This window comes from Enterococcus villorum (assembly GCF_007990225.1).
GTDB lineage: Bacteria > Bacillota > Bacilli > Lactobacillales > Enterococcaceae > Enterococcus_B > Enterococcus_B villorum.
The window spans coordinates 1-19,828 of the sequence record NZ_BJWF01000010.1 but is presented as its reverse complement, the minus strand read 5'-3'; the positions used below and the strand labels follow the sequence as shown (position 1 = coordinate 19,828).

At 34.3% G+C, this 19,828-nt stretch carries 16 protein-coding genes and 1 riboswitch; of the genes, 11 read left to right on the top strand and 5 right to left on the bottom strand.

The genetic code is table 11. The features are described 5' to 3' along the window. Nucleotides 1–147 precede the first annotated feature (147 nt). A riboswitch (Lysine riboswitch) is annotated at nucleotides 148–322 on the bottom strand. 269 nt (nucleotides 323–591) lie between these two features. Beyond that, a complete protein-coding gene (locus EVI01_RS05615; RefSeq protein WP_010750718.1) occupies nucleotides 592–894 on the bottom strand; it encodes a hypothetical protein in 303 nt (100 codons plus the stop codon). Between the two features lie 231 nt (nucleotides 895–1,125). Here EVI01_RS05615 and EVI01_RS05610 point away from each other — a divergent pair, with 231 nt between their 5' ends. The 6 genes from EVI01_RS05610 to EVI01_RS05585 all read left to right on the top strand — a co-directional run bounded on the left by EVI01_RS05610 (nucleotide 1,126) and on the right by EVI01_RS05585 (nucleotide 7,530). Next, a complete protein-coding gene (locus EVI01_RS05610; RefSeq protein WP_010750717.1) occupies nucleotides 1,126–1,845 on the top strand; it encodes an NAD-dependent protein deacylase in 720 nt (239 codons plus the stop codon). Continuing rightward, nucleotides 1,842–2,693: a chorismate mutase gene (locus tag EVI01_RS05605; protein ID WP_010750716.1), complete on the top strand. Its 852-nt coding sequence runs from the start codon at nucleotides 1,842–1,844 to the stop codon at nucleotides 2,691–2,693. The genes EVI01_RS05610 and EVI01_RS05605 overlap by 4 nt, the downstream gene beginning before the upstream one ends. After that, nucleotides 2,686–3,207, top strand: a complete 522-nt coding sequence (locus EVI01_RS05600; protein ID WP_010750715.1) for a transcription repressor NadR — start codon at nucleotides 2,686–2,688, stop codon at nucleotides 3,205–3,207. Before EVI01_RS05605 ends, EVI01_RS05600 begins: the two co-directional genes overlap by 8 nt. A gap of 251 nt (nucleotides 3,208–3,458) precedes the next feature. Further along, a complete protein-coding gene (locus tag EVI01_RS05595) occupies nucleotides 3,459–3,890 on the top strand; it encodes a hypothetical protein (protein ID WP_010750714.1) in 432 nt (143 codons plus the stop codon). 165 nt (nucleotides 3,891–4,055) lie between these two features. After that, nucleotides 4,056–4,427 (top strand): hypothetical protein, encoded by a 372-nt coding sequence (locus EVI01_RS05590; RefSeq protein ID WP_010750713.1) that lies wholly within the window; start codon nucleotides 4,056–4,058, stop codon nucleotides 4,425–4,427. Nucleotides 4,428–4,650: 223 nt separating this feature from the next. Next, nucleotides 4,651–7,530, top strand: coding sequence for a hypothetical protein (locus tag EVI01_RS05585; RefSeq protein WP_010750712.1), 2,880 nt, complete (start codon nucleotides 4,651–4,653; stop codon nucleotides 7,528–7,530). Nucleotides 7,531–7,832: 302 nt separating this feature from the next. Here EVI01_RS05585 and def read toward each other — a convergent pair whose 3' ends face one another. Then, nucleotides 7,833–8,396 carry a peptide deformylase gene (def, locus tag EVI01_RS05580; RefSeq protein ID WP_010750711.1) on the bottom strand — a complete coding sequence of 188 codons (564 nt, stop codon included), beginning with the start codon at nucleotides 8,394–8,396 and terminating at the stop codon, nucleotides 7,833–7,835. A gap of 248 nt (nucleotides 8,397–8,644) precedes the next feature. On the opposite strand from def, the gene rpsO reads away from it, so the two are divergent. The 4 genes from rpsO to EVI01_RS05560 all read left to right on the top strand — a co-directional run bounded on the left by rpsO (nucleotide 8,645) and on the right by EVI01_RS05560 (nucleotide 14,049). Further along, a complete protein-coding gene (rpsO, locus tag EVI01_RS05575; RefSeq protein WP_010750710.1) occupies nucleotides 8,645–8,914 on the top strand; it encodes a 30S ribosomal protein S15 in 270 nt (89 codons plus the stop codon). Nucleotides 8,915–9,096: 182 nt separating this feature from the next. After that, nucleotides 9,097–11,220 (top strand): polyribonucleotide nucleotidyltransferase, encoded by a 2,124-nt coding sequence (pnp, locus tag EVI01_RS05570; protein WP_010750709.1) that lies wholly within the window; start codon nucleotides 9,097–9,099, stop codon nucleotides 11,218–11,220. Nucleotides 11,221–11,672: 452 nt separating this feature from the next. Continuing rightward, a complete protein-coding gene (locus tag EVI01_RS05565; RefSeq protein WP_010750708.1) occupies nucleotides 11,673–11,936 on the top strand; it encodes a GlsB/YeaQ/YmgE family stress response membrane protein in 264 nt (87 codons plus the stop codon). 118 nt (nucleotides 11,937–12,054) lie between these two features. After that, nucleotides 12,055–14,049: a KUP/HAK/KT family potassium transporter gene (locus tag EVI01_RS05560; protein WP_010750707.1), complete on the top strand. Its 1,995-nt coding sequence runs from the start codon at nucleotides 12,055–12,057 to the stop codon at nucleotides 14,047–14,049. Between the two features lie 140 nt (nucleotides 14,050–14,189). On the opposite strand, the gene EVI01_RS05555 is transcribed toward EVI01_RS05560, so the two are convergent. The 3 genes from EVI01_RS05555 to EVI01_RS05545 form a co-directional block, all read right to left on the bottom strand. Continuing rightward, nucleotides 14,190–15,488 carry a hypothetical protein gene (locus EVI01_RS05555; RefSeq protein WP_010750706.1) on the bottom strand — a complete coding sequence of 433 codons (1,299 nt, stop codon included), beginning with the start codon at nucleotides 15,486–15,488 and terminating at the stop codon, nucleotides 14,190–14,192. A 140-nt stretch (nucleotides 15,489–15,628) separates the two neighbouring features. Then, nucleotides 15,629–16,924, bottom strand: coding sequence for a hypothetical protein (locus EVI01_RS05550; RefSeq protein ID WP_010750705.1), 1,296 nt, complete (start codon nucleotides 16,922–16,924; stop codon nucleotides 15,629–15,631). Between the two features lie 161 nt (nucleotides 16,925–17,085). Next, nucleotides 17,086–17,916, bottom strand: coding sequence for a hypothetical protein (locus tag EVI01_RS05545; protein WP_146811563.1), 831 nt, complete (start codon nucleotides 17,914–17,916; stop codon nucleotides 17,086–17,088). Between the two features lie 521 nt (nucleotides 17,917–18,437). Here EVI01_RS05545 and EVI01_RS05540 point away from each other — a divergent pair. Beyond that, the gene (locus tag EVI01_RS05540) at nucleotides 18,438–19,733 is read left to right on the top strand and encodes a hemolysin family protein (protein WP_010750703.1); all 1,296 of its coding nucleotides are present in this window, start codon (nucleotides 18,438–18,440) and stop codon (nucleotides 19,731–19,733) included. Nucleotides 19,734–19,828: the final 95 nt, after the last annotated feature.

Sequence of the window (19,828 nt, the reverse complement as noted above, 5' to 3'; positions counted from 1 at the left end):
GACGAATCAAATTAACTGTTTACGCATAATTTTTTGCACGAGTGGTCAAACAAATGCGTTGCATCAGCTTATCAAGGAGAAATAAAAAACGACCACTTTCAAAACAGAAAAGGGCCGCTAACATTTCACAGAAGTGATAAACCTCTCACAAAACATAGCGCAACTTAGCATCACTGCTAAGACAGTCCACAAGCTCTTAACTTGTGTCCCAACGTAAACTTCAAGCAAAGAAGAGTACATTTCGGCGATCCTCCCTAGGCCTGTTTCAACGTGTTTGCTTCACTCCACAGGGGTAATGATTCTCGCGACCTCTACCTCATTGATTGAGGTATCTCGTATTCAGTTATTTATACAAAAAATAGTTTACGACAGACAAGAAGGTTTGTCAATCTATAACAGAATTTTTCTCTAAAAATGTTGATAAATAGAGTTAAGTTTATATTTATACAACTTTCATGAGAAATATCATCAAAACTTGCAATAAACAAAAAAGCATAAATATTCATTTTAAATAAAAAAGACTTAGGACCCAAAAGAAGTCCTAAATCTATCAAACAATGTGAAACTTTGCGTTTACGCTTATTTTTAAGCTTACGCTGGTTTACTCACGACTTTTTTCTCACGACCTAAAATAGCTTGAAGAATAATAGTTACGCCGTAAATAGCTAATACTAAATAGATCAAACTTGAATATTGAGTGATTCCCCAACCCCAAGTTCGGTAAACAACTAACGTAATGGCTAAAACGATGGCAGCAAGTACATTGAAAAAGGCAAATGCCCAAAGATTTCCGTTTTCCTTGCGTGCAAGATAAAAAATAGAGAAATAAATACTTAATGCTAACCAGGCGATACAAGCTAAAATCACGCCCCAGTAAATAATAAATGGTACCATATCAATTCACCTCACTTTTGTCTTGTCCGTTTGGTTTGTCTTTCAAAAAAAGTAAGAACACACCAATAAACACAGCAGTATTGTAGCACGTTTTCATTCGTTTGTCAGGTAAGATTGTGAGGTATTTCTCAAAAAAATGATGAAACGAAAATTGTTTGAAGAAATATAAAGCGAAGGTATACGTGTCACTTCATTTCGATCTATACTATAATAGAATAGAGGTGCAAAAGAATGAAAAAAATAACCATAGAAGACGCAGTAGAGACAATTGCTTCATCCTCAGCGATTACTTTTTTGACCGGTGCTGGTGTGTCAACTCCTTCTGGCATTCCTGATTATCGTTCACTTAAAGGAATATACCATGGAATAGATCAGCCAGAGTATCTTCTAAGCGTTGAAGCAATGAAAAATGAACCACAAAAATTTTATTCCTTTGTTAAAAATATTTATCACCCAAAGGCAGAACCAAACGTTATTCATTTAGAAATGGCAAGATTGGCAACAACTAAAAATGTTTGGGTAGTCTCACAAAATATTGATGGGTTGCATAGAAAAGCAAGAAGCCAACAACTTGTTGATTTTCATGGAAGTTTGTATCATTGCTATTGTAGGAAATGTGGACAGTCCGTTTCTTGGCGAACGTATTTGCAAACGGATCGTCATGAAAATTGTGGTGGTCAACTTCGTCCGGCTATCGTGTTGTATGGCGAAGGATTTTCTGATGAAACAATCGAACAATCGATTTTGGCAGTCCAACAAGCTTCATTGATTGTAATTGTTGGGACAAGCTTTCAAGTTCATCCATTTTGCGATCTTATTCAATATCGTTCGCCTAATTCTAGGATTTTAGTCATTAATCAAGAACCTATCCGTTTAGCTCAAGAATATGATTTTCTGCAAACAGACGGTACGGTCGTCTTTGAAAAATTAGCGAAAAGGAGCATACTATGACAATCAAATCAGAAAAAGAAAAAATGATTGCAGGCGAACTATACTTTGCCAACGATCCAGAATTAGTTGCGGATCGGCAATTGGCTAGAAGTCAAAGTAAAATCATTAATCAAGCGGAAACACCAGAGCTTCGTTCACAATTAATAAAAGAAACGTTTGGAAAAACAGGGAAAAAAATCTATATGGAACCTACCATAAACTTTGATTACGGCTACAATATTTTCGTTGGCGAAAATTTTTATGCAAACTTTAATTGTACGTTTTTGGATGTTAGTACGATCGAAATCGGTGATAACTGTATGTTTGCTCCGAATGTGCAACTTTATACAGCCACTCACCCTCTCCATCCAGTAAAAAGAAACAGTGGATTAGAATATGCGAAACCAATCAAAATCGGACATAATGTCTGGTTGGGCGGTGGTGTAATCATCGCTCCAGGGGTCACTTTAGGTAACAACGTAGTAGTTGGCGCTGGCTCAGTTGTGACGAAATCTTTTCCTGATAATGTAGTCATTGCAGGTAATCCTGCCCGAGTGATTAAACGGATAGACGAAGACCAACAACCAGAAAATCTGGAGGAGTTACGACAAACGATTGATCAGGTGGATCGACAAATTGTCAAGCTACTTGAAAAACGAATGGCAACCGTCACCAAAATCGGACAAATAAAAAAAGCCACAAAAAAAGCAATTTATGATGAAGAAAGAGAAAAACAGGTATTAGCTAAAGTAGCAAACTGGTTGGAATATCCTGAATACAAAGAAACGATTGTTGCCACTTATACAGATGTAATGAAACATTCTCGTGATTATCAAAAAGAGCAAAATGAGGAGAAAACAGATGATTGATGGGGAAATACGACGCAAAGAGATCCTTCATACGTTGGCAAACGAAGAGAGACCTGTAAGTGCCAGTAAATTTGCTTCACGCTTTGACGTAAGTCGTCAAATTATTGTAGGAGATGTCGCTTTACTTAGAGCTTCAGGAGCTGCAATCATCGCTACAGCTAGAGGCTATGTCCTAGAAACAAATGAAACACAAACAGGCCTGATTAGTAAAATTGCCGTTCAACATGGAAAAGAAAAAACAGAAGAAGAATTAAGATTGATCATTGAAAATGGTGGAGAAATCTTGGATGTCATTGTTGAACATCCACTTTATGGTGAATTAACAGGGATGCTTCACATTAAAACAGAGCAAGACATTCACTCATTTATGAAACGCTACAAAAAAAGCAATGCCTCTTTGTTATCTGAATTAACGGGAGGAATTCATTTGCATACGATACGCTATGAGAATCAAACGATATTGAAAAACATTAAACAACAATTAGCTATAGCAGGAATTTTATATGAAGGGTAACTTAACGAAAGAGAAACCTTAGTATAAATAAAATAATCGGGAAAAGAAAAACCATTATGTTTGGTCTTCTTAAACCGATTATTTTATTTTTTAGAAAAAAAAGTAGTATGGATGTCATTTTTCTAAATTAAACTGTGTGAGAGTTTAAATTTATTTTTTACTACCATTAGGAGGAAGAACATGGAGAATAACGAGCAAGTAAAAAGTTTTGGAAAACATGTTTGATTTTAGGAAACAAGAAGAGATATGACGTGAACGGTCTAGAAGAAAATTTTACATCAAGTGATCGTTTTGAAAATGCAAAAGAATACGCTAAGGGGATTATAGAAGCACTACTTAAAAATGAAGAAATGATAAATGATAAACAAAGTTGGAAAGAATTTTGTCGGAATTTTCCTGACTACCTTAGAGAAGAATCGAAAATAAAACTTTCAATGTGGCATGATTTTCAAAAAGTAAGTAGAGATGTTAAAGAGTTGCATCTTGAGAGTTTAATCGAACGAAAGGAATTACTTAAGAAATTAAAAATTGAAAAGGAGAAGACAAGGAGAATTTACTTAACCCCTAAAGAATTAACGGAAGAAATAATTGCAACTTTTACGAATGAACTAAATAAAAAAATCGGTATATTGGCTATGGAGGTGGCTAAAAGAAACAAAGATGTAACCTTTTTTTTATTATGATCCTAAATTGTCATTAGCTAAAGAAATAGTGCGAGATAATAGTGAAGATCTTGATAAAATAGAGAGTATAAGAGATTTGTTGGACGATCCAAAACAGTCACTGTTAGAAAAAGAGTTAAGTTATACAGAAATGTTCTCTTATGAAAGTAGTGGAAAAAAAGAAATTTGTGCTATTTGTATCACAATGGGGATCAGTTAAAAGATAGGTTGTTACTGTTTGATAGCAGAGGTCATCTACTTAAACAAAAACCTTGGGAAAAAAATCCAGAGTTAGCACAAACATGGGCAAAGAGCCAACCGTTAACCCTTACATCAGTAGCAGGACAAAAGGTTGAAATAAAGCAAACAACCCCTACTGTTTCAAGTCCTACGATATCAGAAGCATCCACATCTAGAAATTTGGAAAAACAAGCTTCGAAGCAAGAAATATTGAAAAAAATGAGTGAAATAACTAAGCAACAATCTATGCGTGACGTATCTACACCTGATCAAATAAAAAAGCAAGTTGAGCGAGCAAAACGACAAAGGATAGAGTAAAAGAAAAGCGTTATTACTGTCCAACATAAAAGTGAAAAAGATGAGTCAAAGGATGTCAAACAAGGATCAGTAAAAGATCGTATACGTATATTTTCGAAAAAAGAAGATCGCTAAGGATGTTCTGCGGTCAGTTACACAAGAAGAACGTTTTTTATAGTTTGCTATTAAAAAGTCGATCTGGAGAAAGGAGGAGAAGGCAATACATAAAACTGAACATAATGATGTGAGAACAACAGAAGCAAAAGACTTTGAACGAAGAATTGATATGTTGGCATTAACTTTGTCTTTGAAGTGGAAAAATGAAAAGTGTTTTGATAATTCTGAAGGATATCATTTATTATTTTCAACTTATATAGAGATGATAAAAAACGACAATGATCATTTTTTTGTTGAGAAAGAAAAAAAAGACCCCATTTTGCGTTCATTAAAACGAACGATCGATTTATATAGTTTTAAGGATGCCTCTACCATTGAAGAATGCTTGCATAAGATGAGGTCAGATGAGCCAACAGATTTTATGATTTATCCCTGTAATTTTGTGGCTAAAATTGATCCCACTGGCAAGAAAGTGGGACATAGGGTTGGCCTAATCATTTATAAAAAAAGGAATCATTTTGTCGTGGTGAAAGTGGATAAAGAAAAGTATTTTGATGGCAATCAACTATCGTATTTGGAATTTTCTAATGAAAAAATTGGGAAGTTAAGCCAATTGCTTTTTTTGAAAAGAGACGATCAACCTGCCGAAATGTATTTAATATTAAAAAAACTTATCAATTGTTCCCAAAACGATCATTTTGTGCCGATTTCAACAAAGATGAAAAGACAAAAAACGGGTACTTGTGCAGTGAGTGAGATCGAAGCTTCTTTAAAAGTTGCTTTATTTAATTGTCAAAAAAATTTATTTTCCTTAGACAAGGGAGAAAAATTACTTCCGAACTGGAATTCGAAATATACCAAAGCCACTTTAGAAATGAGAAAAAGGTTTCTTAGCGCTATGAAAGGTGACAATCAAGACTGGAATCAACATTTTGACTATGTTTTTAATTGTTATGTCCATAAAGACAAAACGTATGATAGTCAAACAAGACAGAAGTTATTTGGATTGGATCTTTACATTCCAGAAATGTTCATGAATAAGGGGAAAATCTTAAATCAAGAGGAGTCGAGTTCTCTAGAAAAGATAAATGAACCATCGATTTTCATACAAGCAAAATATAGTATATATGCAGATGATAAAAAATTAAAAATGATAACTAATGATGATTTAAAGGACGAGTTGTCCCAATTAGAGAGCTACTTAAAGATACTTGAAGAACGCTTACCATTTGTTACTATTGAAAGAGCAAAAAATTTATTCCAACAAGAGCAAAAATTTTTGCAGGATCGTATAGAGATTTATCAGACAGAAATAAAAAGTCGCCAAGAAATACAACTGAAGAGTAAAAAAGAAACCCAGGAATCGTTGATTACCACAAAAAACGTTGGATTAAATCAAAAGAAGAACAGGGAACAATTATCACCCCAAAAAGTAACAACGGCATCAAAAAAATTTGTGGAAAAAATTGATATGTTGGCATTCACTTTGTCTTTGAAGAAGGAAAATGAACAAAGTTTCCATACTTCTGAGGCATATCAATTATTATTTTCAATTTATGTGGAAATGATAAAAAATGACAAGGATCATTTTTTTGTTGAGAAAGGAAAAAAAGAATCAATTATTCTTTCATTAGAACGAACGATCAATTTCTATAATTTTAAGGATATGCACACTCCTCATGGATATTTGGATAGGATGAAAACGGATGATCCTACAGACTTTGCAATTTTTCCTTGTAAATTTATGGCTAAAGTTGACGGATTTTGCAAACCTAATCTAAGTACACATCTGTCTGGGTTAATCATTTATAAAAAAGAGAATCATTTTATTGTGATGAAAGTGGATAAACAAAGTGATCATCAGCTATCATACTTAGAAATTCCTAAAGAAAACATGGCAGGCTTAAGTCAATTCCTCTTTTTTGGAAGAAACTTTCTCCACTGCGAAGAATCTTTGGTATTAAAAAAGCTTGTTCAACTTTCAAAAAATGATCATTTCATTCCGATTTCAGCAGAGATGGAAAAACAAAAAGCAGGTAATCATTCAGTAAGTGCATTAGAAACTTCTTCAAAAGTCGCTCTATTTAATTGTCAAAAAGATTTATTTTCCTTAGATAAAGACGAAAAGATACGCCCTTACTGGAATTTAAAGTATGCCAAAGACACTTTAGAAATGAGAAAAAGATTTCTTACCGCTATGAAGAGGGACGATCCGAAATGGAATCGTCATTTTGACTATATTTTTAGTTGCTATGCCCATAAAGATAAAACATATGATCATGAAACAAGACAAAAGTTATATGGAAAAGACCTTTACATATCAGAAATGTTTATGAACACGGAGAAAATTTTAAGCCAAAAGAAAACAAACTCTCTAGAGAAAATAAATGAACCATCGATTTTCATACAAGCAAAATATAGGATGTACGCAGATGATAAAAAATTAAAAGTGATGGCTGACACGAATTTAAAGGACGAATTGTCCCAACTAGAAAATCATTTAAAAATACTGAATGGACGACTGCCCTTCATCAATATAAAAAAAGCAAAAAAAATACTCCAACAAGAGAAAAAATACTTGAAAAAATGTAGAAAAAATCATCAGGCAGAAATAAAAAGACGCCAAGAAATACAACTAGAGAACAAAAATGAAACGCAGGAATCGTTGATCATCCAAAAGGACGTTGTCTTAAATCAAAAGGAAAAAAGTGAACAACAATCATTCAAAAGAGTGGAAGTACGACCAAAAGAAAACCAACAAGAAAGACAACAAAAAATGGGGCAGAGAAGTTTTCTTGCCATTCAGCAAAGAGGTGAAAAAAAACAAAACACAGCCTGTTGTTCAGGACTCAGTAAGAGGTTGTTATCAATGTTTTCAAAAAATGAACATCGAAATATTCAATTCCAACAAGAGAGAAAAAGAATGGAAGATTTGTCAAAAAAAATTCACGCAGAAATACAACAAAAGAAAAAACAGAAAAATTTGCTTACCATTCAGCATAGATAAGTCAAAAATAAACCAGAAGCTACTGTTTCCGATAGCTGAAAAAGAAAGATCATGTACGAATGTTTAAAAAAGATTGGTCGCTCATTCCTAACGCTAAGTGGCATAAGGAAAAGCGTTTTTGAGTAAGTAACTGTGCTATTTACCAATTCATTAGACTGATCAATAATAAATTTCTAACAAACAATATCCCTCATCCACCGCTAGAGGATGAGGGATTACTGATTGAATGATGTTCAATTTTTTCTATTAAGATAGAAAAAATTTCTTAGTTGAAGTTTATCTATTTTTTGATAGACAGCCATTTATTCAATGACTAATACGCCTTCTTTTAATGCAAAAGGATTCTTTTCATTAATGTGATCATAGAACATGACGCCATTGATATGATCAATTTCATGTTGGACGACGATGGCTTCATAATTTTTTAAACGGATTTTGTGTTGTTCTCCGTTCATATCGTAATAAGAGACGGTAATTTTTGCGTGACGTACCACGTAACCTGGGACTTCTCGATCCACCGACAGACAACCTTCACCTTCACCAAGGCAGGCATCTTGGACAGAGTGACTGACAATTTTTGGATTATACATGACAGTACTTAAAGTCGGTTCCGTTATTTCTGGATCAGGACTTGGCACGTGTACGGCAATGATTCGTTTAGAAATATCAAGTTGAGGAGCAGCTAAACCAACACCGCCACGTAAGTTTAATTCTTCCGCTTTAATCGGATCTTGACTATTTTTTAGAAATTCAAGCATTTCTTTTCCTAGTGAAATATTTTCTTCGGTTAATGGAAGGGAAACTTCCTCAGCCACTTCACGTAACGTTGGATTACCTTCTCGGATGATATTATCCATTGTGATCATGGAATATGTACCCCTTTCTTTTTAGACAATGATAAGTCTATTTTCGGATTATAGTTTAACACAAAAATTAAAAAGTAGGCGAAAGATTGTTTAAAAACTAATTTTTCTTAATGATTCTTCACTTGCTTTCTCGTGTATATTCAGGTAAAGTATAGCTGTATGCGTAAGGCATACTACCTGTTACTTGGTTAGGCGAATCACCAACGTTTTACTCAGTCACAGGGGAATAATTGAAAGAGGTGAAAGAAATGGCAATTTCAAAAGAACGTAAGAATGAAATCATCAAAGACTATGCACGCCATGAAGGAGATACTGGTTCTCCAGAAGTACAAATTGCTGTATTAACGGAAGAAATCAACCACTTGAACGAACATGCACGTACGCATAAAAAAGACCATCATTCATACCGTGGACTAATGAAAAAAGTTGGTCATCGTCGTAACTTGTTAGCTTACCTACGTAAGACTGACGTACAACGTTACCGCGAATTGATCAAACGCTTAGGTCTACGTCGTTAATTTTTACAAGAAAAGTGGGGTTCAAATGAATCTCACTTTTTTTACTGTAACACTTAATACAACCATTCTCGTTAAAAGCATGATAGACACCTACTAACCAAATGAAAGCTGATTAAGCTTCGTTTGACGGTTTTCATTTGTTTAGTAGCGTCTTGCTTTCACGGGAAAGAAAAGGAGTAATTATGTCAGAAAAACAAATATTCAAAACGACATGGGGAGGCCGCCCCTTACAAATTGAAGTCGGTCAATTAGCAAAACAAGCAAATGGAGCAGTTTTGGTTCGTTATGGGGATACAGTCGTTTTAAGCGCTGCTGTAGCGTCAAAAGAAGCCAAAGATACAGATTTCTTCCCATTAACTATCAATTATGAAGAAAAAATGTATGCAGCTGGTAAGATTCCTGGAGGTTTTATTAAACGTGAGGGTCGTCCAAGTACAGAAGCAACCTTGACTGCTCGTTTGATCGACCGTCCAATTCGTCCGATGTTTGCCGAAGGATTTCGTAATGAAGTGCAAGTAACAAATATTGTGATGAGTGTCGACACTGATTGTTCACCAGCTATGGCTGCGATGCTCGGTTCTTCTTTAGCATTATCCATTTCAGACATTCCATTTGATGGACCAATTGCTGGTGTTGAAGTCGGTCGTGTTAATGGCGAATATGTATTAAATCCAACAGTTGAACAAGCAGAACAAACAGATATCGAATTGAGCGTTGCAGGAACAAAACAAGCCATCAATATGGTTGAAAGTGGCGCAAAAGAAGTTTCTGAAGAAGATATGCTAGGAGCATTACTGTTTGGTTTTGACGCTATTAAAGAATTAGTAGCTTTTCAAGAAGAAATCGTACAAGCAATTGGCAAAGAAAAAATGGAAGTTTCTTTATTACAAGTAGATGCAGACTTGAAAAAAGAAATCTTTGACGCTTCTTATGGGACAATGAAAGCTGCTGTCATGACGGAAGAAAAATTAGCGCGTGAAGACAATATCGAACAAGTGAAAATCGATATTCGTGAAGCTTATGCAGAAAAATTTGCTGGGCATGAAGAAGAAGCCCACTTATTAAAAGAAGTTAAACAAATCACAGAAGACTTAGAAAAAGACGTGGTACGCGAATTAATCACAATTGATAAGATTCGCCCTGATGGACGTAAATTGGATGAAATCCGTCCACTTTCTTCCGAAGTTAGCTTATTGCCACGTGTGCATGGTTCTGGTTTGTTTACCCGTGGACAAACTCAAGCGTTATCTGCTTGTACACTAGCACCACTAGGCGAACATCAAATTATTGATGGACTAGGTGTGGAAGTCAGCAAACGGTTTATCCATCACTACAATTTCCCACAATTTTCAGTTGGTTCAACAGGACGTGCCGGTTCACCAGGTCGTCGTGAAATCGGACATGGAGCATTAGGAGAACGTGCTTTGGCACAAGTTATTCCTTCAGAAGAAGACTTCCCTTACACGATTCGTTTAGTTGCTGAAGTTTTAGAATCAAATGGTTCTTCTTCACAGGCAAGTATCTGTGCCGGAACGTTAGCTTTGATGGATGCAGGTGTGCCAATTAAAGCACCGGTTGCTGGGATTGCTATGGGGCTTGTTTCAGATGGCGAAAACTATACGATCTTGACCGATATCCAAGGGTTAGAAGATCATTTAGGCGATATGGACTTCAAAGTAGCTGGAACAAAAGATGGAATTACAGCTTTACAAATGGATATTAAAATCCAAGGAATCACAGAACAAATCCTAAAAGAAGCCTTAGCGCAAGCCAAAAAAGCTCGTATGGAAATTTTAGAAGAGTTAACTACAACTATAGCAACACCACGTGAAGAATTAAGCCCATACGCACCGAAAATCGAAATGATCCAAATCGATCCTGCGAAGATCAAAGATGTGATCGGTAAAGGTGGCGATACGATCAATGGCATCATTGAAGAAACAGGCGTGAAAATCGATATCGATCAAGATGGTAAAGTAAGTATTGCTTCATCTGATAAAGAAATGATCCAAAAAGCAATCAAAATCATTGAAGATTTAACGAAAGAAGTCAAAGTTGGAGAAGTGTATCTAGGAAAAGTTGTCCGCATTGAAAAATTTGGTGCGTTCGTTAACTTAATTAAAGGAAAAGATGGACTTGTACACATTTCTCAACTTTCAAATGAGCGTGTTAATAAAGTAGAAGATGTGGTAAAACTTGGTGATGAAGTTCTTGTTAAAGTGACTGAAATCGATAAGCAAGGACGAGTAAATCTTTCAAGAAAAGCCATGTTAGCAGAAGATGGCTCAGAAAAAGAAACAAAATAACTATTAGGTCTAGGCAAATCAGTCAATAAAAACAAAAAACTGAGCGTTTATTTTTAAAAATAGATAAAGAGGCAGTATTTCTCTACAAGTGCTACTTGATAGAGACAAACTAGTGAGTGGGGCAATTATCAGATTTTTATCTGACGGTTGCCTCACTTTTTAGTATATATCGTGATTATATCTCTTTAGGGAAGAAATAGTATATACCTTCACTTTTTATTGTGTTTTACTTACTTTATACGTATCATACCCAGAACCAAAATAAATAAGTTCGTTACGATAATTAATGGGATTTTTAGTAAGAGAATAGGCAGAATCTTTTAGGGAAGAAAGTTCTTGGGTTAAAGAGTCGGGGATCTCAGTTATTTACTTGTGAAACGCTTAATTCTTGGTTTATTTTTTTAGAAAATCGTAAAATAAAAGTGGATTGTTTTTTAGAAGGAGGGAACGAGATGATCCATTTTGTTATGACATTAGTCGTGGGTGGTGTTTTAGGGTTGATTGCTGGATTGATTTTAAATGAAGAAGTACCTGGTGGCGTGACTGGGAATGTAGTCATTGGTTTTTTAGGCAGTTGGTTAGGGGAATTTGTACTCGGTAACTTAGGACCTGCCATTAAAGGTTTTTATCTCATCCCTTCATTAATAGGCGCATTGTTTTGCTTGGGTATCTATTCTTTATTAGCAGACTATATTCGTCGACATTTTTGGGATTGATCTTGTATAATTATTTGACACTTATCCCAATTCTTTCGATCATGAAAAACACAGCTAAAAGTATCCAAATGATCCATTGAGAATGATAAGAATAAAACAGTAGAAATGAGGAGGAAATTTGACAACAAAACACAATACTAAAAAAATTTCAATGGCTGGTCTTTTGGTCGCTATGGGGGTCGTGTATGGCGACATCGGAACAAGTCCATTATATGTTATGAAAGCGATCGTAGAAGACAATGGTGGACTTCGTGGCATTAATCCAGAGTTTATCATTGGTTCAGTTTCATTGATTTTTTGGACCTTAACCTTACTTACGACCATAAAATACGTGGTTATCGCATTGAATGCAGACAACCATGGAGAAGGTGGGATTTTTTCTTTGTACACCTTGGTTCGAAAAGGTGGAAAGTATCTCATCATTCCGGCAATGATCGGTGGGGCAGCTTTACTTGCTGACGGGGTGTTGACTCCTGCTGTCACGGTTACAACCGCTATCGAAGGGTTAAGAGGCATTCCTCAATTTTTTGATCGCTTCGGGAATAACCAAAACATTATCGTTATTATCACTTTAGTTATTATTTTTGTGTTATTCATGGTTCAACGTTTTGGTACAGATATTGTGGGGAAAGCATTTGGTCCGATCATGTTTTTATGGTTTACTTTTTTAGGTGTCATGGGGTTGGTGAATTTTAGTCAAGATTGGACTGTCATCCGAGCATTGAATCCGTATTATGCGATTCAGTTGCTTTTTAGCCCCGACAACAAGCTTGGGCTTTTTATTTTAGGAAATATCTTTTTGGCTACTACCGGAGCAGAAGCTTTGTATTCAGACTTAGGGCATGTAGGAAGACTGAATATCCGTTTGAGTTGGCCTTACATCAAAATTTGTTTAGTCTTGAATTATTTTGGTCAAGCAGCGTGGCTATTGAATGTTTATCAAAATCAAGAAATGCAAAAAATCGTTAATTTAAATCCTTTCTTCCAAATGTTACCTGAGGGCTGGTTAATTATCGGAGTAGCTTTTGCGACTATTGCTGCGGTGATTGCTTCACAAGCTCTAATTACCGGTTCATTTACGTTGGTTTCTGAGGCAATCAAGTTAAAATTATTACCACGGTTGAAAATTATGTATCCAGGAAACAGTATTGGGCAGATGTATATTCCAGCAGTGAACTTAATTTTATGGTTGGCTTGCTCACTCGTTGTAGTGACATTTCGAACCTCGCATCATATGGAAGCTGCTTATGGTCTTTCTATTACAGTGACAATGTTGATGACAACAGCGCTTCTTTATTTCTATTTGATTCAAAACAATTACTCGAAATGGCTGGCTTGGCTCGTGACTTTCTTTTTTGGTGCTATCGAGATCGTGTTCTTTATTTCAAGTATTGTAAAATTCTTCCATGGTGGCTTTGTCGCTGTCTTGATTGCGATTGTTATTTTAGCAGTGATGTTTGTATGGGAACAAGGAAATATTATTCGGGAGTCGGCAGCTCAAGACGTAGATTTAAAAGACTACATTCCTCAACTAGCTGAATTGCGAAATGATAAATCATTACCACTATATCAAACGAACGTGGTCTTTTTAGTACCTGATATGGCCAAAGGTAAGGTTGGGCGTCAATTTGTCTACTCTATTCTTGATAAGCGTCCAAAAAGAGCACGCGTCTATTGGTTTGTGCACGTTGAAGTGACAGATGAACCTTATACGAAAGAATATCAAATTGATATGATGGAAACAGATTTTGTGGTACAGGTTAATTTGTTCTTAGGCTTCAGGGTACAGCAAGAAATTAATGTCTATGTTCGTCAAATCATTCACGATCTGATGAAACAAGGCAGGTTGCCAAAACAACCTCAAACATATTCTTTAACACCAGGAAGAGAAGTGGGCGATTTCCAATTTATTTTGATTGATGAAGTCATTTCCAATGTTACAACCCTTAGCAAATGGGAAAGACAAATCATGCAAGCCAAACTGGCGATCAAAAAAATCGCTACCTCCCCAGAAACTTGGTTTGGGTTAGAATACAGTGAAGTAAAACACGAGACCGTTCCTTTACTCATTGGTGTGACAAGGAAAACTTGGTTGAAAGAACGCCAAAAATAAAATGGTTTGAAAGTAAAAATTTAGTGAGTGGAACAAAAGAAATCAATAGTTTCGACTCTAAAAACGAATAAACAGCAGGAGCAGAAAAAGCAGTCCATCTTATTTTTCGGAACTTAATTTCTGCTCTGCTTTTTTTACTATTAACGTTGACATGAATTTTTTCGCAGACGTTTTTCGTTTTCTTTCTGCTCGTATTTTTCCTCTTCTTTTAGAGAACGCTTTCTAATATTTATCTGATTTTGTATTTGCTGTTTTGCTAAAAAAACTTTATCTAGATAAGTTTCGATTTCATTTGGTTGTTTCTGTAGGCTTTTTATATACAATTGAGTCTCTTTTTCACTTCTTGCCAATGATTCTTTCTGTTTCTCTTGTATAAATTCTTTTTGATACGTTTCAATATCCAATTTTATTTGAGCCAAAGTTTTTTGATAAGTCAATTTTCTTAGAGCTTTTACTATATGTTTAGGCAAGTTGGTACGATCAAATATTATTTCAAATGCCTGTTTCTCACAACCTATTTTGACCATTGATGACAGCTTATTTAAGACGACAAAGGTGTGATTCCGTAAAATGAGTGAGCATTTAAAAAACAGCCGATTCGTTGAGTCTGGCAAATTCAAATGATCAATGATGAAGGAGATACTATTTCCATCACGAAATCCATCGGTGATGATTGTAAATTCATTTTTTACTTTTAATTTTGTAGTAAGTTCATTTAGTTCTGCCACACCTTTGGTTTCAATGTACTTATTTAATTGGTCAATTATTTGCTTTTGATTATTTTGATTTCTTCTAGTTAATGTGTGTATTTCCTTTTCTCGATCAATTGATTCCGCTAAATCTATATTATTCAAGATAAATGTAATATTGTCTTCATCATGATAGCTATTTGCGAGGATATCTAACGTTTTTTGGATTCTTTGTGTTTTTATTTTTTCTTGTATTTCAGGTAGATTTAATAGTTTTTCTAAATTTTTTGGACTTAAATTCTCTATCATTTCTGATCCATGATTTTCTGGTAGATAAAGTAATTCTGGTATATGTATTGCTATGAGTACCGTTAGCTCGGCTCTTTGCACTTGTAGTAGTTCCTTTAGTTCTTCTATCTCTGATGTTTGGTTGTATTTATTTAATAATTCAATCTCTATTTCACGTATAGCTATATTCGCTTGATTTTGTTTACTGATTATGTTTAGTTTTTTCATATGATTGATTGATTTTGGTAAAGGCAGTTGATTCATGAACAATCGAATCGTTTTCTCATCATAATAATTATTAGAAAGTCTAAATAAGGCTTCGTTTATTCCATTTTCTGTAATTACTTGTTTTAATTTGTTTAATTCCTGTAGTTGCTTTGGATTTAATTGGCTTAACGAGTGTAATTGCTTCGGCATTTTTTCAGTATCACTCGTTTCATGTAATATTTGGTCATTTGGCATTCCATATCCTCCTTTACAATAAATGTATGATAAAGCCTTAGTCAAAACACAAGAAACGTTTTTTTTTTGAGAAAGAAGATTTAACGTAACATTATGTAAAAAATAGGAAGGACCTTTTTGGAAAGTCTTCGCCTACTTTTTTATTTAGTATATTCTGAAATATTTTTGTTTTTACTTGTACTAGACAACGACTGATGTGAAGAACCAGTTTTTGCTTTTTCTTTCAATTCTTTAAAGTGAATTTTATCTAGGTAAGCTTCAATTTCATTTGGGTTACTCTGTAGTTCTTTTATATAACCCTTTACTTGTTTTTCTGCGTTTTCTAATTTTATTTGTTTAGCTGTCCATTTTATTTCATCCAGATAACTTTTAACATCGTGTTCAATGACTTTTTGAGTGGCTAGAATTGCTTCTTGTTTTAATGTTTTAGCTTCATTTTTCGATAATTCAAAGGTATCGATGAAGCGGTTTAGTGTGTGTGAATCCAGTCTTTTCTCTGCTAAATTAGTTATATTTCCTCTAAACTTCAATAGAATATTTTTTTTATTTGCTTCAATTATTTTTTCTGTTTCAGTTGATCGATTCATTGTTTTAGGTAACTGAAGATTAGCCATGATAAATTTGATACACTTAGGTCTATAGCTTTTTTTAGATAAAGATTCTAATACTCTTTGTGGTCCATTTATTTTAATCTCCATATTCCATTTGTTAATAGTCCTTACTAACGCTTCGTTAGTTTTAAAATCCCAGCTTAACTCTTTTTGATTTTTTTTAATAATATTTTCAGCTAAATTTACTCGATCCAACGATTCTGGTAAGGAGAGAGAAGCTACGAGAAACTTAATGCTCTGATCGCTGTAGTTGCAGGTAGATAGAAAAGACAAAGTTTCGCTTGGACCCTGGACGTCATTCATTGTATTCAAAAATTGCATTGTTTTTACTAAATTTTGACTAGATGTGAAATCCGAGGTCAATTCTAGTTTATACATGTCAATAATATTTTCAGCTGCGATTACTCGATCCGTCGACTTTGGTAAACGCAGGTTAGCTGTAAGAAATCTAATGCTCTGATCGTTGTAGTTGCAGGTAGATAGAAAAGATAAGGTTTCACTTGGACCGTACATTTTAAGCATCGTATTGTATGCATCAGTACTGATTAATAACTCCTTTATAGATTTGAAATCTGGATGTGTTTCTAGAGTATTTTCGGAGTGAACTATGTTAAGGGAATTATCGTGATTCCATAAATTAGATAGCATCTGCCTCTTTAATTTTTTTCGTACATCTAAGTTCTTGATAATTTGTATGGTTTTTTCAACTTCGTCTTGGAATGTAGACAAAAATATTGTTGTTTCCTCCACACCATGTACTTCAAGCATTTTCTTCCAAGCTTCAATACTATTGTCTATTTTTCCTTGTTCTTGAATCTGTACCATAAAGTATCCCTCCTTTAATGATCTGTTACATATTTTATTGTAAGGGGTTGCATGCCTTGTAGGATATTATTTTTTCTTTAGCAAGAATTTTTTGTTTTCCATAAACTAATTCAAGTTTTTTAGTGCGTTATAGTAAGAAAGTCAGTTTATGGAAGGTCTTTTTATCTGTTAGGTTCGTGTTCTTTTTTGTTTTTATTTGTATCCTGCAATGGATGATCTGACGGATTGTTTTTTGCTTTTTCTTTCAATTCTTTAAAGTAAATTTTATCTAGATAATCTTCAATTTCATTTGGTCGTTCATTCTGTAGCTGTTTTATGTAATTTTGTGTTTTTTCCTCAATACTCTCAACTGGTTGTTTTCTTGGCTCTTCTTTCAATTTGTTTTGATACTGTTCGATAACTGAATAATGACTTTCCCAACATTTGTTAATAGCCCATTTTCTTATTTCTTTTTCTAAATCTTCTGGGAGACTTACTTGCTGAAATACTTTATCCAGCGCTTGTTTATCACATAATGAATGGATCAGTGGGGTTAACTTATGTTTAGTTAAAAAGTTTTGGTTATTTCTAATTAGGAATTCTTTTATTTTTTCACGAGTGATCCATGTAGGAAAATCCAGTTTATCTATGATAAATGATAGACTCTTTGCATCGCTAAAACCACGAGGAGCGATAGAACGAAACTTATTTAATATCCTTTCTTCTTCAACTTTACTGGTAGGAAGAACGTTTTCTTTGGTATCGATCGAAAGAATTACGTTTTTAATTTTCTCATTCAATTTCTTAATGACTTGCTCTTGTAATGTTTGATTCTTTTTAATTAGTAAAACATTTTCTTTCTTACGATCTATTGATTTTGATAAATGCAACCTATCTATAATAAAGATGACGTTTTTCTCATCATGAAAACCATTTGCGAGACGAGTAAGGGCATCGCTCAACTTTTGATCTTTGATGTAATCCTGCAATACGGAAATCTCTATTTCACGCATTGCTCGATTCGCTTGATTTTTTTTGATGAGTGAGGCAGTTTCTTTCTTGCGATTTATTGTTTTTGGTAAATGCAGTCTATCCATGATAAATATGACATCTTCCTTATCATAAAAATGATTGGCAATATCAGCAAAAGCTTGATCAGTTCCTTGTTCTTTGATTATTCTGTTTAATTTTTTGTTTCTCGTATTAATTCGTGATTTTCTTCATAAAATTGTTGTTCGTAGCAATGTAGCATAAATAAAATCCCCTTTTAACTATTTTTTGCTAGCTCTATTTTAATTAATTATTTTGGGTGTCAAAAAACTTTTTTTTAGAAAAATAAATTTTTTAGTTCTTACTTTTTATATTTTTCAGTGCAATCCTTCCTTGTTTAAGAAAAAATATTTACATATGTATAGGGTTAAAAATTATTCGCTACACGCCTTTACACAGAACAAATTAGTAGAGAGATGCTCTAATTTATCCTAATTTTTTGAAAAAAGAGGTACAATAGAAATGAAAAGAGAGGCGGGAATGTATGGTACTTAATTTTGTCATTTTATTTTTAATGATTGCTGTGACATCATTTTTTGTAGCAAGTGAATTTGCACTAGTAAAAATACGACGTTCACGTTTGGAACAGTTAGAAAGAGAAAATGTGAAAAATGCTAAGCTAGCATTACATGTTACCCATCATTTAGATAACTATTTATCGGCTAGCCAATTAGGGATTACACTCACTGGCTTGATCATTGGTTGGGTTGGGGAAGGTTCAGTTGCTGCTTTACTAGAGCCATGGATTGGAAAATTACCTTTTGCTTCGACTTTAAGTGGGACGATTTCTGTTGCATTAGGATTTATTTTAGTGACTTATATTGATGTTGTCATTGGCGAACTTCTACCAAAAAGTTATAGCATTGTGAATACAGAGCAAGTCGTTCTTTTTGTTGTACGACCATTGCATTATTTTTATAAAATCATGTTTCCTTTCATTTGGGTATTGAATCATTCAGCTGCTTCATTGGGAAAAGTATTAGGCGTGAAGCTGGTTTCAGAAGGTGAAGAGACGTTATCTCAAGAAGAGTTAACCTTAGTAGCTTTAAATTCCTATGAAAAAGGGGAACTGACCAAAGAAGAATACTACTATTTAGAAAATGTTTTTGAGTTTGATGATACATTAGCAAGAGATATCCAAGTTGATCGGACCTCTATGCAAGTATTTGAAGCTAGTGAAACAGTCAAAGAAGCGATCCAAGCATCCATTGAACGTGGACATACTCGTTATCCTGTAATTTCAGAATCAAAAGATCATATCCTTGGTTACGTCACATTGCCAGATTTGATTAAACAATCTTTTAAAGATGATCAATTGCCAGTGGAAGAATTGGTAGAAGAACCAATTATTGCTTCTGAAATGATACCGATCAAAAAATTATTGACAATCATGCGAAAAAAAGGAAAACATATTGCTATTTTAAAAGATGAATATGGTGGAACGAGTGGTTTGGTAACGATTGAGGATATTTTAGAAGAAATTGTTGGTGAGATTCGTGATGAAACGGATTTAGATGAAGCTTTAATAGCCAAACAAACGGATGGCAGTTATATTCTTTCTGGCAAATTGACTTTGGATGATTTTGAACGTTACTTTCATGTATCCATTCCTGCGTTTGAGGAATCAACCTTTATTACTTTGGCTGGTTTTATGTCCAACTATCAAAAAGGGATAGAAGCAGGCACGGTAATTGAAATTGAGCAGTTTCAATTTACTGTACTAGAATACAACCATGCGCATATTGATTATTTTAAAGTTGTGAAACAAACAACCAATTGATAGGGAAAAGCTTTCTTCACTATTGCTCCTGCGGTTACTCGTCGCATTATAAAATTGGTGAGTACTCAGGTCAAAACGCACTTTTCATGACCTCT

Excerpts from the sequence above, each read along its gene's own strand:
- EVI01_RS05600 (WP_010750715.1), top strand. The coding sequence starts at position 2,686 with ATGATTGATGGGGAAATACGACGCAAAGAGATCCTTCATACGTTGGCA.
- pnp (WP_010750709.1), top strand. The coding sequence starts at position 9,097 with ATGTCAGAAAAACAAATATTCAAAACGACATGGGGAGGCCGCCCCTTA.
- EVI01_RS05615 (WP_010750718.1), bottom strand. The coding sequence starts at position 894 with ATGGTACCATTTATTATTTACTGGGGCGTGATTTTAGCTTGTATCGCC.
- EVI01_RS05540 (WP_010750703.1), top strand. The coding sequence starts at position 18,438 with ATGGTACTTAATTTTGTCATTTTATTTTTAATGATTGCTGTGACATCA.
- EVI01_RS05545 (WP_146811563.1), bottom strand. The coding sequence starts at position 17,916 with ATGCGTGAAATAGAGATTTCCGTATTGCAGGATTACATCAAAGATCAA.
- def (WP_010750711.1), bottom strand. The coding sequence starts at position 8,396 with ATGATCACAATGGATAATATCATCCGAGAAGGTAATCCAACGTTACGT.
- EVI01_RS05550 (WP_010750705.1), bottom strand. The coding sequence starts at position 16,924 with ATGGTACAGATTCAAGAACAAGGAAAAATAGACAATAGTATTGAAGCT.
- EVI01_RS05565 (WP_010750708.1), top strand. The coding sequence starts at position 11,673 with ATGATCCATTTTGTTATGACATTAGTCGTGGGTGGTGTTTTAGGGTTG.
- EVI01_RS05605 (WP_010750716.1), top strand. The coding sequence starts at position 1,842 with ATGACAATCAAATCAGAAAAAGAAAAAATGATTGCAGGCGAACTATAC.
- EVI01_RS05610 (WP_010750717.1), top strand. The coding sequence starts at position 1,126 with ATGAAAAAAATAACCATAGAAGACGCAGTAGAGACAATTGCTTCATCC.
- EVI01_RS05555 (WP_010750706.1), bottom strand. The coding sequence starts at position 15,488 with ATGCCAAATGACCAAATATTACATGAAACGAGTGATACTGAAAAAATG.
- rpsO (WP_010750710.1), top strand. The coding sequence starts at position 8,645 with ATGGCAATTTCAAAAGAACGTAAGAATGAAATCATCAAAGACTATGCA.